Annotated in this window: 13 protein-coding genes; 5 read left to right on the top strand and 8 right to left on the bottom strand. The window is 71.7% G+C overall.

Annotated features, from left to right (window positions below; translation table 11 throughout):
• Positions 1-86: 86 nt before the first annotated feature.
• The 4 genes from HV824_RS23310 to HV824_RS23325 are packed head-to-tail and all read right to left on the bottom strand — an operon-like array spanning position 87 to position 4,009.
• The gene (locus HV824_RS23310) at positions 87-806 is read right to left on the bottom strand and encodes a c-type cytochrome (RefSeq protein ID WP_176424240.1); all 720 of its coding nucleotides are present in this window, start codon (positions 804-806) and stop codon (positions 87-89) included.
• The gene (locus HV824_RS23315) at positions 803-2,053 is read right to left on the bottom strand and encodes a YncE family protein (protein ID WP_176424241.1); all 1,251 of its coding nucleotides are present in this window, start codon (positions 2,051-2,053) and stop codon (positions 803-805) included. The genes HV824_RS23310 and HV824_RS23315 overlap by 4 nt, the downstream gene beginning before the upstream one ends.
• A complete protein-coding gene (locus HV824_RS23320; protein WP_176420089.1) occupies positions 2,050-2,667 on the bottom strand; it encodes a hypothetical protein in 618 nt (205 codons plus the stop codon). The genes HV824_RS23315 and HV824_RS23320 overlap by 4 nt, the downstream gene beginning before the upstream one ends.
• A 7-nt stretch (positions 2,668-2,674) precedes the next feature.
• Positions 2,675-4,009 (bottom strand): hypothetical protein, encoded by a 1,335-nt coding sequence (locus HV824_RS23325; RefSeq protein WP_176424243.1) that lies wholly within the window; start codon positions 4,007-4,009, stop codon positions 2,675-2,677.
• A gap of 142 nt (positions 4,010-4,151) precedes the next feature.
• Between HV824_RS23325 and HV824_RS23330 the strand changes: the two genes are divergently transcribed.
• From HV824_RS23330 to HV824_RS23340, 3 genes are all read left to right on the top strand, one after another.
• Positions 4,152-5,192 (top strand): aldo/keto reductase, encoded by a 1,041-nt coding sequence (locus tag HV824_RS23330; protein ID WP_176420103.1) that lies wholly within the window; start codon positions 4,152-4,154, stop codon positions 5,190-5,192.
• A gap of 123 nt (positions 5,193-5,315) precedes the next feature.
• Entirely contained in the window at positions 5,316-6,497 is a 1,182-nt protein-coding gene (locus tag HV824_RS23335; protein WP_176420087.1) for a cyclic nucleotide-binding domain-containing protein, read from the top strand.
• Positions 6,498-6,511: 14 nt separating this feature from the next.
• Entirely contained in the window at positions 6,512-7,729 is a 1,218-nt protein-coding gene (locus HV824_RS23340) for a cyclic nucleotide-binding domain-containing protein (protein WP_176420086.1), read from the top strand.
• Positions 7,730-7,813: 84 nt separating this feature from the next.
• Here HV824_RS23340 and HV824_RS23345 read toward each other — a convergent pair whose 3' ends face one another.
• Both HV824_RS23345 and HV824_RS23350 read right to left on the bottom strand, forming a co-directional pair.
• On the bottom strand, positions 7,814-9,007 hold the full coding sequence (locus HV824_RS23345; RefSeq protein ID WP_176424244.1) for an OmpP1/FadL family transporter: 1,194 nt from the start codon (positions 9,005-9,007) through the stop codon (positions 7,814-7,816).
• A 27-nt stretch (positions 9,008-9,034) separates the two neighbouring features.
• Complete coding sequence (locus tag HV824_RS23350) at positions 9,035-12,025, bottom strand: hypothetical protein (protein ID WP_217917662.1); 2,991 nt, start codon at positions 12,023-12,025, stop codon at positions 9,035-9,037.
• 191 nt (positions 12,026-12,216) lie between these two features.
• Here HV824_RS23350 and HV824_RS23355 point away from each other — a divergent pair, with 191 nt between their 5' ends.
• The gene (locus HV824_RS23355) at positions 12,217-12,741 is read left to right on the top strand and encodes a hypothetical protein (protein ID WP_255208275.1); all 525 of its coding nucleotides are present in this window, start codon (positions 12,217-12,219) and stop codon (positions 12,739-12,741) included.
• A gap of 29 nt (positions 12,742-12,770) precedes the next feature.
• Here the strand turns inward: HV824_RS23355 and HV824_RS23360 are convergent, their stop codons facing one another.
• Complete coding sequence (locus HV824_RS23360; RefSeq protein WP_176424247.1) at positions 12,771-13,658, bottom strand: OmpA family protein; 888 nt, start codon at positions 13,656-13,658, stop codon at positions 12,771-12,773.
• 507 nt (positions 13,659-14,165) lie between these two features.
• On the opposite strand from HV824_RS23360, the gene HV824_RS23365 reads away from it, so the two are divergent.
• A complete protein-coding gene (locus HV824_RS23365; protein ID WP_176420081.1) occupies positions 14,166-14,870 on the top strand; it encodes an NTP transferase domain-containing protein in 705 nt (234 codons plus the stop codon).
• Positions 14,871-14,933: 63 nt separating this feature from the next.
• On the opposite strand, the gene HV824_RS23370 is transcribed toward HV824_RS23365, so the two are convergent.
• A partial coding sequence (locus HV824_RS23370; RefSeq protein WP_176424248.1) for a hypothetical protein occupies positions 14,934-15,727 on the bottom strand: 794 nt, incomplete at its 5' end.

Here is a 15,727-nt window from a genome sequence, read left to right on the forward strand (position 1 = left end):
AGAACCCCATGCTCGCTCCCACGTGTGTGTCCGCGGCGAGGTTATGTCCGGTGGCCCGTGTGCTCCACCGGAACACGCAGGTCCCGTCACAAAGTCAGGAACGCGAGCAATGCGCCCAGGTCCTCGTCGGACAGGGCCTCCAGGCTGTAGAGCGGCATGTTGCCCCCGACACCGAAGAACTGGCCGTGCCGCACCTTCTCGATGACGACCAGGGACTTGGGCACGCCGGGGAACAGCGCGTCGTAGTCGTCCGTCACCTCCGGCAGAATCGACGCCAGCTCGGTCAGCCGGCCCGCGCCGGTGTGGGACTCGCCGTGGCAGCTCTGGCAGGCCTCCACATAGACTTGCTGTCCGCGCGTCACGTCACCGCGCGTGACTTCGACGATGTCCTTCACCACCGTGAAGGGGCGCGCCGGCGCGGACGGGCTCGGGCTGATGCTCACCAGGTACTCGTACAGCGCCCGGCTCCGCGGCGAGTCCTTCGGCAGCGGCGTCACGCCCCGCATGAAGTTCACGTAGCAGAAGTTCACCGCGTCCAGCAGGCGCGTCTCGAAGCCTCCCCACCAGCGCTCCCGGAACGCCGAGTCATACAGCGTGTAGCCGGAGTCCATCCGCCCCGCGGGCGCGGTGGGCGTCGTCGCGTGGCACGTCGCGCACGCGAAGCTGTTGAAGCCACTCTCCGACAGCCGCGAGTCGTTGAACAGCACCTCGCCGTACTCCGCCGCCGGCACGCGGCCATCGCCGCCGTCGTCACAGCCCGTCATCACCAGGGCCAGCGCCACCACACCCCATGCCGCGCGCTTCATGGCTGCCCCCGCAGGATGCTCACCGAGTCCGGGAAGATGCCCACCTCCACCGTGCCCACCACCGTGCCTTCCTCCAGGTCCACCGCGTGCAACGTGCCCGGCCCCACGTGGTCGCCTTCGCAGACGACCAGGCCGATGCGCTCGTCGGGTGTCAGCGTGACTTGATGCACGTTGAGACAGCCGGCGTCCGCCAGCGGCACCTCGCGCAGCACGGTGCCCGTCTCCGGGTCGATGACGGCCAGCGCGTCCACCAACTGGTAGGGCATGTACAGCGTGCGCCCATCCGCGGTGAAGGCGCCGAACATCGGCGGCCCGCGCAGCGCCACGGCGCGCTCGGGCATCATCGCGCGCGTCTGGGGGTTGAGCACGTGCACCTGCCGGCTGGCCATGGAGCTGACCCAGACCTCGCCCGTGGTGGGGGACTGCGTCAGCGCGTAGGGCTGGTGCCGGGGCGTCACCGCGCCGCCCGAGCCCGCCGCCACCTTCACCCGCGTCACCGGCGTGTCCGCCTCCGCGAGGTCGACGATGGCCACCTCGTCCGACCAGCAGGCGATGTAGGCCGTGCGCTCATCCGCGGACAGGCGCACCGCGTGGGGCGCGGGGCACACCTCCACCATGTCCTTCCGGGTCATCGTCCGCGCGTCGATGATGGCCAGGTTCGCGTTCATGTCGGATTCGGGGCGGCCCTGGCGCGCCATCTCGGCGATCTTCAGCGTGTCGAAGTGCGTCTGGTACAGCGTGTTCCCATCCGCGCTGATGATGACGTCGCCGGGGTTGGGGTTCACACGCACCGAGCCCACGAGCCGGTTGTCGCGCGCGTCCAGCTTCAGGCAGTAGCCGTCATCCGCGCCCGTGCCATGGGCCCCGTGCGGCCCCGAGCCGCCCCCTGGCACGTAGTTGGAGATGCCGACGTAATAGAAGTCCCCCGCCGGCGACACGGCGGTGTGGTGCGGTCCTTCCAGCTCCACCGGGTTGAGCCCCACCGGCACGCGCGCCAGCTCGCGGAAGTCCGGCGTGCCCACGGTGTTCAGCTCCACCAGGCTGAGCGTGTCGTCCAGGCTGTTGGTGACCAGGATGCGTCCGCCGGGGCCCGGCGGTGGAGTGAACGTTCCTTCCCGCCAGGGCTCGTCGTGCGCGTAGTCCAGCCCTTCCGGTGGCGTCACGCCCACCACCCGCGCCGAGCGCTCATCACAGCCGGCCATCAGCAGCGCCAGCGCCGGCATCCACCACGGGGTCCGGTGCTTCATCGTGAAGTCTCCATGCGGATGGTGCGGGGTGACTCCAGGCGATACGGACCTTCCCGCAGCCGGTTCTGGACCAGGTAGGCGCTGGTCACCTGGACGCGGAGGTCCTGACCCGAGGCCGCACGGAGCGCGTCCCAGGTCGCCGCGTCGAGCTGCCACGCCATGTCCGACGTCAGCAGCTCCACCGGACACCGCCGCCCGGGCACGGTGACCTGCACCCAGTAGAAGTCGCCGGTGACGGGCGGCAGGTGCGCCTGGGCGGACGGCAGCAGCAGGTTGCCCAGCCACGCCAGCATGGAGCGGGGCGTCCGCGGCGCGTGGGATGGAAGCCGGGAGGCCAACGGAGACGTCCAACGCCACGTAGGCGGCGCCGCGTCCATCGCATACGTCTGCCCCGGGAGGGGGGACTCCAGCGTCACCGCCATGGAGCTGTCGGTGGGCCGGCCTTGCGCGTCGACGAAGGTGCGCCACGCCTCGTCGGTGGCATCGCCGCTGTAGAGCGGCTCGCCGCACGCTTCGACGGGTGGCGCGTCCTCGCCGCCGTCGCAGGCGGTGCCCAGCACCAGCAGCGCGGCCGCGCAGGGGGCCCACAGCCGCGTTCGAATCAAGAGTGTCATCAAGAGCCTATCGGTGCGGACGCCGTGGGCCACGGCGCCTCGGGAGGAGGGAGGACAGCAGCAACAGCAGGGGCAGGGTGGGGCCCGAGGTGGCGGCGCAGCCACCGGCCTTCGGCTCGGGTGGCTGTTGCCCCGCGTCGGCGGTGCCCGCGTCCGGTGTCCCCGCGTCCGGCGTGCCCGCGTCCAGCGGCGGTGGCTCCTCCACGCCACCATCCGGGTAGAGCGGCGCGCCGAGCTGCTCCGCGAGCTGCGGCCAGCGGGCGGGGCAGAGGTCCCGCACGGGGGTTCCACGCGGGCACAGCTGCGTGCCCTGGATTTCGTACAGCGCGAAGAGGTGCTCCCAGGTGCGGCCCTGGTCCGTGCTGCGCGCCAGGGCCCAGTCATGCAGCCAGGTGGAGCCGCAGCCGTAGAGCGTCTCGCCGTCGCGCAGCACGCACGCGTTGCCGGTGGGCAGGGGCTGCTTCTCCAGCGGGCCGGTGCTCGAGCCCATGAAGAAATAGTTGAGGGTGCCCACCCAGGCGGTGCCGCCGTCGGAGGACAGGTCCATGTTGATGAACGTGTCATCCAGCACCGTCACCTGCGTCAGCGTGCGGCCCCCGTCCTCGCTGCGCAGCAGGTGCGTGTAGCCCTGGGCGGACACGCGCACCCACACCCCGTCCACGGCGACGGGGTCCACCGCCACCACCGTCAGCGCGTAGGGCCGCAGCAGCGCTGGAAGCGCATGGGGGAACTCCTGCCAGGTGTCGCCCGCGTCGTCGCTGCGCAGCACCACCATCTGGTTGTTGGAGACGCCCGACACGTAGAGGCGGCGGGGGTCCACCGGGGACACGCGCACCGCGTTCAGCTCCAGCCCCGTGCGCAGCAGCGGCGTGGCGGTCCACGTCTCCCCGCCGTCGTCGGAGCGGTACACGCCGTTGGCGATGCCGGGCCGCCCGGTGACGGCGTGGAAGACGCGGTCATCGGTGGGGTGGGCCGCCAGCCCCGTCACCCAGGTCGACTTGAAGAAGGGGTGCGTGCGCCAGGAGCAGCCCTCGTCCGGCGAGTGCAGCAGCGCGCTGCCGGTGGCGGCGAGGATGTCGCCGGTCTCCCGCCACAGGTAGGCCTCCGGGCGCCACCCGCCATACCCCATGGCATCCGGACACACCCAGCGCCACGTCTTTCCGCTGTCGCGGGAGATGACCGCGCCGAACGTCGTTCCGGAGAAGAAGTCCTGGGGGTGGCCTCGGCGGAGGGTGACGTTGGAGGTCTCCGGGAGGCCCGCGTGGGCCTGCGCCGCCGCACCAGGCAGCAAGGCCAGGAGGGAGGCGACGGTGCTCCAGGCGACCGTGATGCGCGACTTCATGCCAATGGACTCCGGGAGAACGTGCCGGCCCCCACGTTAACGTTCGCCTCGCCGGAGCATAGCGGGGGGAATCGCGGCCCGGGCCTCGCATTCCCGTTGAGCGCCTGGAGCACGCTCGTTACCAGGAGGCCCCTCTATGGGAATGGAATATCGGCAGCTCGGCGGCGCTGGCTTCAAGGTTCCGGTGTTGACGCTCGGGACGGGGACCTTTGGAGGTCAGGGGGACTTCTTCAAGGTGTGGGGCAGCAGCGGGGTCGAGGAGGCCACGCGCCTGGTGGACATCAGCCTGGAGGCCGGGCTGAACATGTTCGACAGCGCGGACAACTACTCGCGCGGCCTGGCGGAGGAGATCCTGGGCAAGGCCATCGCCGGCCGCCGGGAGAAGGTCCTCCTCTCCACGAAGGGCACCTTCCGCTCGGGTGAGGGGCCGAACGACGTGGGCTCCTCGCGCTTCCACATCACCCGCGCGGTGGAGGCCAGCCTGAAGCGGCTGGGCACCGACTACATCGACCTCTACCAGCTGCACGCCTTCGATGCGCTCACGCCCGTCGAGGAGGCGCTGCGGGCGCTCGACGACCTCGTGCGCGCCGGGAAGCTTCGCTACATCGGCGCGTCGAACTTCTCTGGCTGGCACCTGATGAAGTCGCTCGCCACCTCGGAGAAGTACGGCCTCGCGCGGCACGTGGCGCACCAGGCGTACTACTCGCTCGTGAGCCGGGAGTTCGAGTGGGAGCTGATGCCCCTGGCCCTGGACCAGAAGGTGGGCACCGTGGTGTGGAGCCCGCTGGGCTGGGCGCGGCTGACGGGGAAGATTCGCCGAGGACAGCCCCGGCCCGAGGGCTCCCGCATGCAGTCCTCGCTCAACGCCCAGGGGGCGCCGCCCCTCTCCGAGGAGTACCTCTTCCGCGTGGTGGACGCGCTCGATGCCGTCGCCGCGGAGACGGGGAAGACGGTGCCGCAGGTCGCCCTCAACTGGCTGCTCCAGCGCCCCTCCGTGTCCACCATCGTCATTGGCGCGCGCAACGAGGAGCAGCTCCGGCAGAACCTGGGCGCGGTGGGGTGGAACCTCACCGCGGAGCAGGTGGCCCGGCTCGACGCGGCCAGCGCGGTGACGCCCACCTATCCGTACTGGCACCAGCGCGGCTTCGCCGAGCGCAACCCGTTCCCGACGAAGGTGGACTGAGCCGGGTCAGGTGCCTCGCGAGGATGCTCGCCTCCCTGCATGGGGTCTGCTACGCACGGCGTTGTATCCGGCACGTGGAGAGCCCAGGGGGTGGGCCCAGGGGTGCCTGGGGGAGTTCACGGCATGGCACGTTCCACGATGGAGCCCGCGCACGGTGACGAGCTGCCCGCCAGCACGGGCACGAGGCCCTTCTGGGAGGCGGTGGCGCAGGGGACGGTGGACGTGGCCGTCCGCACCTACGAGGCCCTGGCGGCGTCGCGGCGGGACGCCGTGCTGGCGGAGTCCTCGCGCGCATCCGCGTCCGCTCGCGCCACGCTGGTGTCGGTGCTGCGACGGGCGCGTGACTTCGCTGGCGCCGCGCGGGTGCTGGAGATGGAGGGCGCCGCGGCCGACGTCGCACAGCTCCACGAGCAGGCGGGCGCGCTGCTCCTGGCCGCGGAGGCGTGGCTGCGCGCGGGCGAGCCGACCCGGGCGGCGGCGGCCTTCGAGCGCGGCGGCGCGCTGGAGCGGGCGCTGTCGCTGTACCAGTCGCTGCGGGCGCGCGAGGGCATGGCCCGCTGCCTCACCCGGCTGCGCCGCCCCATGGAGGCCGCGGCGGTGTACCGCGAGCTGGGCAACCCACACGCGGAGCTGGAGTCCCTGCGCGCCGTGTCCCCGGACATCGCGGTGGCGCGGCGTGAGGCGGTGCTGCGGATGAGCGCGCTGCTGGACGCGCAGGGGGATTCGTGGCGGGCGCTGGTGCTGCTGGCGGATGCGCTCCAGGCGCCGGAGCTCCAGGGGGACATCGCGCTCCAGGCGGAGCACACGCGGCTGCTGCGTCACCTGAACCTGAATGGCGGCCCGTCGGTGGAGCCCGCCCGCGCGCAGCAACCGCCGCCGCCGGACGGCTACGAATACCTCAAGGCCATTCCCCTCTTCGGTGAGCTGCCCCTGGTGGACATGAAGGACCTCTATCAACTGGCGCGCCCGGTGCAATTCGCGCAGGGGGCCACGGTGCTGGAGAAGGGCGCGCCCGGCTCGGGGCTGCTGGTGCTGCTGGAGGGGACGGTGGACGTGCTCGTCGGTCCGGAGCCCGGCGCCCGGTTGCTCAACACGCTGGGGCCCGGGGCCTTCATCGGCGAAATCTCCCTCATCCTGGACGGAGACACGTCCGCGCAGGTGTGCGCGCGCACGGCCGTGCGGGCCCTGCGGGTGACGCGCGTGGACTTCCAGCACTACCTGGACACGCACGAGGCGGCCGCGCTGCGCATCCTCCGCCTCTTCACGGAAAAGCTCGCGGAGCGCGTGCGCGCGCTCAGCGCGTAGCAAGGGAGGCGGCCATGGCGCACGGGCACGGCGCGGACAGGGAGCGAGCCGTCCAGCTCGCCAGTGAGGGCAAGCTGGAGGAGGCCCTGGCGGAGTACCAGGGCGTGGTGAAGGACGCGCCGGACGACGCGGAGGTGCGTCAGAAGGTGGCGGAGTTGCTGGAGTGGCTCGGCCGTCCCTCGGACGCCGCCGCCGCGTACCAGGAGGCCGCGCTGGCCTGGACGAAGGCGGGCCAGCCCCTGCGCGCGGTGGCCGCGTGCGTGGCCCTGCCCCGGCTGGGCGCGACCCACGCCGCGTGGGTGCGCACCGCGCGCGTGCTGGCGGAGCGCTTCGCCCTGCCGCCGGGCGCCACGGTGTCCGTGGAGGCCACCCGGGTGCAGGTCACGGAGGAGGGCGCCAATGGGCTGCCCATCCTCTCGCAGGTGAGCCGGGAGGCCTTCGTCGCGCTGCTCGAGGCGCTCCAGGTGCGCGCCTTCTTTCCGGGCCAGACGGTGGTGGAGGAGGGGACGCCGGGCGCCTCCATGTTCGCCCTGGTGGAGGGCCGCGCGGACGTGGTGCGCGCGCTGGAGGACGGCCAGCGGCGGAGCGTGGGCACCGTGACGCCGGGGGACTTCTTCGGGGAGCTGGCGCTCATCTCCGAGGGGCCCCGGCTCGCCACCGTGGTGGCCACCGAGCGCGCGGTGCTGCTGGAGCTCACGCGGCAGCACCTGGAGGCGGTGGCGGCGCGGCATCCGGACGTGACGGCGGTGGTGGAGGCCTTCTACCGGCGGCGGATGGTGGAGAACCTGCTGCGCAGCAACCCGCTCTTCAACCAGCTGACGCCCGCGCAGAAGGCCGCGGTGTCGCGCGACTTCGAGCTGCGCTCCGTCGCCGTGGATGAGGTGCTGATGACGCAGGGCCAGGCGGGAGACGCTTTCTACGTGCTGCTTCGCGGGCGCTGCACGCCGTGGCTGGAGCAGCCCCATGGGCGGCGCGTGGCGCTGTCCGCGCTGCGCGAGGGCGACGTCTTCGGTGAAATCTCCCTGCTGCTGGACAAGCCGGTGTCCGTCACCGTGCGCGCGGACGTGGCGGGCGTGGTGCTGCGGCTGGAGCGTGACGCCTTCCAGAAGCACCTGCTCAGCCAGCCGGGCCTCAAGGGGCAGTTGATGCGCATGGGCACGGAGCGGCTCCAGCGAACGGCGCAGGCGCTGGCCTCCGGGCGCGTGCTGCACGACGGAGACCTGCGCGTCTGACGCGAACGGCGGGCGCTGGAAACACGACGCCCGGGCCTCCGTGAGGAGACCCGGGCGCGGTGAGGTCCGGACGGTGCCGGAAGACTACATGGTGTAGCCGAGCGTCAGCCCGAACACCTGGGCCGTGCCGTTGTAGACACCCGTCATGCCCGGCGCGGTGCTGTTCTTGTCGGACAGGTTGACGAACTGGTAGGCCGCGTCGACGCGCACCGCGCCGAAGCTGTAGCCCACGCCCGCCGACACGCCGAAGCGGTCCGCGTCCGGCAGGTCCGGCGTCAGCGTGTCATCCGGGCTGGGCGCCGGGTCCAGCAGCACGCCGGCGCGCACCTGCAGCGCGTCGGTGATGCCGTACTCGCCGCCCAGGTGGAAGTTCCACGTCGAGCGCCAGTTCTTCGGCAGCGGGTTGTTGATGGCCGGGTTGTCCGGGAACTCGATGGCGAGCTCCGGGAAGCTGGACCAGCCCACCCAGTTGGCGTCGAACGCAATCGTCAGGCGGTCCAGCGGCGTGACGGCGATGCCCGCCACCACCGACTGCGGCAGCTTGACGTCACCCTCCACGCGGGTGTCCGGCAGGCGGCCCTGGAAGGCCGGCGGCACGTTCTGGAAGTCCGCGTCGCCCTTGAACGTCATGCCGATGGCGCTGCGGTACTGCACGCCCAACGTCACCAGCTTGGGCACCACCACGGCCTGGACGCCGGCGTTGAAGCCGAGCCCCCAGCCTGCGCCGCCCAGGTGCACCTGGCCCTCGCTGGTGACGAAGCCCAGCGCGCGCTTCAGCTCCAGCGTGCCGCGGGTGATGTTGAGGCCCGCGCCCACGCGGAAGCGGTCGTGCAGCTGGTACGCCACCGTGGGGTTGATGTTGTAGATGGACAGCCCGGACTCCTGGGAGCGGAAGCGGCCCACGAAGCCGTCTTCCCACCGGCTGCTCGCGCCGAACGGCGTGTAGAAGCCCACGCCGGCCGCCAGCGAGTCCGTGATTTTGTACACGGCGAACACGTGCGGCGGCGGGGACAGCGTCGTCTTCTGCCCCTGCACCGGGCCACCCGTGGGGGTGAACTGCAGGCTGGGGAGGATGCCCGTGACGCCCGCGGTGATGTCCAGCTTCTCCACGCCCAGGATGTTGGCCGAGTTGGAGTAGATGGCGGACGAGTCGTCCAGCCACGCCGCCGCCGCGTTGGCCATGCCCGAGGAGCGGGCGCTCTGGGTGTTGACCTGGAAGCCCGCGGCCTGGGTCGTCCCGGCGGCGAGCAACGTGATGAGGGAGAGTGTCTTCTTCATGGGGGTTCGTTCTCTCTCTTGAGGCCGTTACGGCGTGGGCGCGGTGCCCGTGTTCAGGAACTCGATGACCTGGTTCTGGGCGGTATTGCGCACGGACCGGAGGAACTGGCTGGTCGCCGAGCCGGGGTCCTGCGAGGGGTCCACGATGCCGAAGAACGCGTGACGCACGTTCGCCGGCAGGCCCTGCACGTCCGCCAGGTACGACTGCACCGTGCGAGGCGTGGAGGCGTTGACCAGCGGGTGGTTGGCCGCGTTGATGAGGCCCTCCGTCACCGCGTTGGGCATGACCAGGTCCCCCTGGATGTACTGGATGAACGCCTCGCGGTTGGCGGGCGCGGACGGCGCGTTCTCCAGGTACTTGCCGTAGTTGCGGGGCGAGGCCGGGTCCAGGATGGTGCGCGCCAGGGTGATGAACTCGTAGAACTCAGGCGTGCCCGGGGTGCGGCCGATGCTGGCCAGGGAGTTGAAGAAGCCCGTGCGGTACTGCACGAACGTCGGGTCGGTGGCCGTCAGGAGGATGTCCACCAGGTCACCGCCCACCGCGTTGAGCGCCGTGCGGCCCACGACGGGGGACACGGAGGCGGACAGGACGCCCTGGATGCCGCCCAGGCTCTGGCCCACGTAGTTGAACTGGCTGGTGTTCAGCGTCCCGGCGCCCGCGCCGGCCAGGCGGCCGTTGAGGCTGTCGGTGTCCAGCGCGCGCACGAACTGGGCGAAGTCCACCACGTGGTGGCGGAAGTTGTCGCGGGTGGCGAACAGGTTGACCAGGTTCAGGAAGCCCGCGCCGGAGACGTACGGCGGCTGGGTGGGGCCAGGACGGGCGAAGTCGCCGCCCTCGCAGGTGCCGGTGGGGCTGCCAGGCGCGGCCACGCAGCGGCCCAGGCCCTGGCTGGAGCAGAACAGGTCACCGTGCGGCGAGGCGTCCGGCGCCACGTTGCACACGGGCTGGTTGCTGGACACGCAGCGGCCGAAGGTGGGGCTGCCCGCCGTCACGTCGCAGGTGTCGCCGTCATCGCAGGCCTCGTCCGGCGTGGTGAAGACGTACTCGGGCGTGCCGTCGCGGTTCTCGTCGATGACGACCGGGGACGCCTGGCTGATGCCGGCGCAGCTGGCGCGCTCACCGTGGAACACGGTGTCGATGGCCGCCACGGCGTAGCCCGCCGCGTTGAAGTTGTTGGCCACCGTCATGATGTTGGTGCGGTTGCCCGTCAGGCCGTGTCCGAAGACGACCACCGGGTAGCCGTCCGCGGGCGCCGTGCCGGCGGGCGTGAAGAGCATGAACGGCACGCGGTCGATGCGGGGCGTGGCGCGGTTGAGCGTGCCCTGCGCGTCATCCAGGAGGAAGGGCGAGTGGTACGCGCCGATGAAGACGCGGCCCACCGCGTCGTTGTCCAGCGTCAGGGCCTCCATCGTGCCCTTGATGGTGGCCGTCTGGTCCACCAGGTAGACGGGGTCGGCTGGCACCTGCGTGGGGGCGCCGTTCAGCACCTCGAGGATGGAGCGGGTGCTCTGGGTGGTGAAGGCCCAGGCCAGGTTGATGTCCTTGCGCGGAATGCCCGCGGCCTCCAGGCCGTCGAACAGCGGCTTCATGCCCAGACGCGCCGGCTCCAACCGCACGGCGAGGTCGTCCGGCACGGCGGCCACCTGGCTCTTGCCGTTGGCGTCCACCAGCGGGCTGGCCATGCGCATCAGCGCCTGCGCGGCGGTGGGCGCCACGGTGCGGCCCAGCGTGTCCTTCATGCCACGCAGCATCACCACGCCGTACTGGGTGGCCTCGTCCAGCGGCACCTCCGGGACAATCTGGAGCTGCTGCGGCGAGTTCGGCGCCGGCGTCAGGCCCTCCACGACGGGCTCGCAGTTGAAGCACACCTTCACCTGCGGGTGGGTGCCCTCGGTGGGGCGGGTCAGCTTGACGAAGCGCAGCGTGGTCTTCGCGTCATCCTCGGTGCCCTCGGCGTCCGGCGCGAAGCCAATCTTCAGCCGCACCGTGTTGGCGTCCAGCAGGGAGCCCGGGTCAATGGGGCCGCGGGTCGCGCCGTTCTCCGACACGATGGGTGCGGTGGTGGACCAGCCGTCCAGCGTGTTGAGGCCCGCGATGAGGCTCTGCGCGGGGCCCGCCTCGGGGGGCAGGGGCAGGTTCAGGTGAGCCAGGGTCGTCTCCGTGGCCGGCACGCGCAGCAGGTCATTGGGGAAGGGGATGACGCTGGCGTTCGGGTCGAAGGTGGCCTCCGGGTGGTCCATGATGCTGAAGGTCCACAGGAGGACGATGTCCTCGCGCTTCACGCTGAACTGCTCGGACACCAGGTTCAGGATGGGCGCGTAGCCGCGGCGCAGCTGCTCCAGCCGCAGGGCGCTGGCCGTCTGGTCCGCCAGGCGGGCGGCGGGCTCCGTCACCGTGGAGGGGATGAGCTCGGTGGCCGTCTGACAGTCGGGGGCCTGCAGGTCGTCGCAGGTGACCAGCGACTCGGTGGAGCTGGCGAAGGCCCACGTGGCGGACGGGATGACCGGCTTGCCGGCCGTCGTCTTCACGCCGTTCTCACCGCCGATGATGGCCACCGCGTAGCGGCCACCCTTGGGCCAACCCCCGGGCAGCGGGGGGATGATGGTGACGAGGTTGGTCTCCTCGTTGTACCCGATGTAGCTGGGCGTCGCCGGCTTCGCCAGCGGCGTGCCCGCGTACACGTCGATGATCTTCACCGTGTTCGTGTTGACCGTCCCCGCCTCCAGGCCTTGGATCCGGGTGGTCGCGGTGACGGTGGTGGGGAAGCCGTTGAGCGTGTTCACGTAGTCGCGCGTGAACTCCTGCTCCGCGGCGGGCGCCTGCGGGTTGATGGGCGCGTTGACCAGGCCGTTGACGATGGCCAGGTCGTTGGGCGACGGGACGACGGGCGGGGACCCGGTCGGATCGAACTCCGCGACGACGGAGTCTTCGGCGCTCCGCGGCGGGTCCTGGGCGATGTCGGGAGTACAGGCCGAGGCGCCCAGGGCAATAGCCCCGAGGAACAACACCTTTCTCATGGGTACAACCCCCTCCAAGTCCTGGGTTGGATGACTGGACTGGAAACGTTCGTGGCGTACCACGTCCCTGGGTTGGCAGGAAGACAAGGGACTTGACGCGTTGTGTCACTTGTGATGGCGCGTGCGGGGTGGTGAGACGGGCGGTCGTTGACACGCTGCGCAGTGGGCCCCGGGCGGTTACGCTGCCGCGCATGAACCGACTATTGGGTGTGCTGGTGGTGGCGGTTGCCGTGGTGGCGCATGCGGAGGACGCGGGGGGCTTGACGTGGACGGCGCCCGCGGACTGGGCGGTGCAGGGGCCCCGGCCGATGCGCGCGGCGACGTACAAGCTCCCCGCGGCCAAGGGGGACACGGAGGGCGCGGAGCTGGCCGTCTTCTACTTTGGCCCGGGGCAGGGCGGCGCGGTGGACGCCAACGTGAAGCGCTGGGTGGGCCAGTTCCAGACGGCGGACGGCAAGCCCATCACGAAGGAGGCGAAGACGAAGGCGGAGAAGCTCAACGGCCTGCCGCTGACGACGGTGGACGTGAAGGGCACGTACACGGGCGGCGGGCCGATGATGGGCCCCTCCACGCCCAAGCCCGGCTTCCGGCTGCTGGGCGCCATCGTCGAGGGCGCCCAGGGCGCCGTCTTCTTCAAGCTGACGGGCCCGGAGAAGACGGTGGCCGCTTCGGAGAAGTCCTTCCGCAAGCTGCTGGAGTCGGTGAAGAAGCAGTAGCGAACAAGGCGCCACCCGCCGGCGCGGGGCTACTTCGCCCCGCGCGCGGGCTTCGCCTGGGCCTTGGTCGCGGTGCCACCCGCGAGCGCGCGCTGGACGGCCGCGGCCGGCGTGCGCTTGGCGGGCAGGTCCGGCATGAGGAGCACCTCGATGCGCCGGTTGCGCGCGCGGCCCAGCGGGGTCGCGTTGGTGGACACCGGCCGCATCTGCCCATAGCCCGCCGCCACCAGCCGCCGCGCGGGCACGCCGCCGGTGTCCTGGAGGAAGCGCACCACGTTCACCGCGCGCGCCACCGACAGCTCCCAGTTGGAAGGGAAGGTGCTCTGCAGCTTCTGCGACGGGGGCGAGTCATCCGTGTGGCCCGACACCTGGATGGACTTGTCCTCCACCTTGGCCAGCACGCTGCCCAGCCGCGTCAGCACCTCCTGGCCGCGCGCGCTGATGCTCGCGTCGCCGGAGTCGAACAGCACCTTGTCCACCAGGTCCACCTGGATGCGGCCCTCGACCTGGGACAGGCGGATGGCGCCGTCGGCGATCTCCGCCTTCATCTTGTCCTGCAGGTCGTCGTAGGTGGCCTTCAGCTTCGCCAGCTCCGCCTCCTGCTCCTGCACCGTCTGGCTGAGCTGCTCCTTCTCCGAGCTGAGCTGCTCCTTCTCCGTGGCGAGCTGGGTGCGCTCGGCTTCCAGCGTCGCCAGCTTCTGCTCCAGTTGCAGCCGCGCGGTCTCCGCGTCCCGCGCCCGCGTGGCGGCGTCCATGGCGGCCTGGCGGGACTGCTCCGCCAGCGCCTCGGCCCGGCTCGTCCCGCGGTGCGCCAGGTACATCATCCCGCCCGACATCAGCACCACCAGCGCCGTCACCAGCCAGGGCACCCAGGGCCGTCCGTGCGGTGCCTGGCCGTGCTGCGTGGACTCCGTCATGTCGAGACCTCCCGAGTGGCTGAACGGGGGCCACCGTAGCCAGACGCCCAGGGTGCGCCTCAAGGCGCCCCGGTGTGCGCAGGTGTCTGGCGGTGCAAGGTTTCAGCGGCGTCAGAAGAGAGCCCGCCCCTGCGCACGCCGCGTCCGGCGGACCCGGCCTGGGAGCGGAAACCCGCGCCGGAGAGGGTGCACCTGGCTGCGAGGATGGACACGTTGAGCGCGGGGAGGCGTCCGCCATGGGACAGTTGATTGAGCCACGCGCGTGGTGCCGCTGGGGCCCACGGCGCCGCTCGGGGAGCCCCACGACGGGGCCCGGCGTTTCGGGTGACGGATGGCGGACGGAGCGCCTGGCCGGATGCTCATCCAGCGAACACCCGTCCGGAGTGACTGGCGTCTGGCTGACGGCTGGGACCCAGGGGTGGGCTGCAATCCCACGCGGACGCCGCAGCCTTTGAGCGGAGGCCCCCGGGCCTGCGACGTTCATTCATGGGGGCGGAGGAGGCTGGCATGAAGGCAGTGGCGATCATCCTCGCTGCGGGTGAGGCCCGGCGGATGGGCCACCCCAAGGCGCTTATCGAGCATGAGGGAGGCAAGAGCTTCCTCCAGTCCCTGGCATCCACCTTTGGCAAGGCGGGTTCCATGGTGCTCGGCGTGGTGGGGAAGGACTCCGAGGCGGTGCGCGAGCAGCATCCGGGAATGGAGCTGGTGGAAGCGGAGCGGTGGCAGGAGGGGCCCCTCCTGTCGATAAAGGCGGGGCTGGAGGCCGCGCTGGAGGCGGGCGCGGACGTGGTGTTGCTGCATCCGGTGGACATGCCGGCGCTGCGCGCGTCCACGCTCAAGTCGCTCCTGAAGATGGCGCAAGACGCGGATGAGCTGCTGCGGCCGGAGTTCGAGGGCGCGCCCGGCTGGCCGCTGGTGCTCTCCCGGAGCGGGGCGGAGCGGCTGCGCGCCGCGGACGGCCCGCAACTGGAGCCCGCGCTGGCGGCGATGAAGGTGCGCCGCGTGCCGGTGAAGGACCCGGGCGTGGTGGTGAACATCAACACGCCGGAGACGTACGAGCGCCTGTTCGGCACGCAGCCGCGGCTGGCGCCTCCGCCCAAGCGGCGCGGCACCAGCAAGCGCGGCACCGGCCCGGCGACGTCCAACGTGGCGGAGCTGGGAGGTGAGCTGGGCGGCGGTTCTGCGCCCATGGCCGCCGCGTCCGACGAGTAACGCGTGACGGAGGGCTGGCTGGGGCCCGTGAGACAGGGGCTCCGGCCAGTACCACTGGACGCGTCAGAACGTGAGGCCCAGCCCCAGGTACGGGCCGGTGAGCCGCTCGACTTGCTCCTCCCCGTTCGTGTGCCCGGCATCGTTGAGGTAGAGCGCGCGCCAGCCACCGCGCAGGTTGAGCGCGCCCGCGTGCAGGGCCAGGCCGGCCTGGGCATCCACCTGACGGTGCGGGAACGGCACCGCCTGGATGCGCGCCTCGATGTCCACTGGCGAGGCGCCGATGCAGGCCTCCGCGGACGCGGCGAAGCTGGGGCCCACGAAGAGGATGCTCGGCGCATGCGCGCTGGCGAAGCCGCCCTCCAGCCGCAGCCGGCCCCGCGCGCCCGCCCACAGCGCCGCGGAGGCATGCGCGCTCAGCAAGGTGATGCGGTCGGTGGCCTCCGAGCCATCCGTCGCGGGCAGCGTCATGCCGGTGATGCGCGTGTCCAGGCCGAGGCGGCGGCCGTCCATGGCCATGAAGAGCCCCATGGCCCCGGCGTCGCCCAGCAAGTCCCCCTGCACGCCCATGCGCACCAGCAGCGGCACCGTGTCCTCCGGCTCGCGCATCACCCGCTGGGCGGGCCGCGCGGAGGCGAAGCCCGGGCGGGTGGCGCCGATGAGGGCCCCCGTGACGATGACGCCCGGTGGCAGCCGGCGCACGCGCGTGACGCGCCGCCGGGGCGCGTCGTCACCCCGGGGCGTGCGCTCGCGGCCAATGGCGGAGGCCGGGTGGGCGCGGCGGTTGCCGCGCGAGCGCTCGCGGCGCTGGCCAACGGCGGACGCGGGATGCGCCCGGGCGCCGCGCGACACCTGGGACG

It is taken from the genome of Myxococcus sp. AM009 (assembly GCF_013372605.1).
Classification (GTDB): Bacteria; Myxococcota; Myxococcia; order Myxococcales; family Myxococcaceae; genus Myxococcus; species Myxococcus vastator.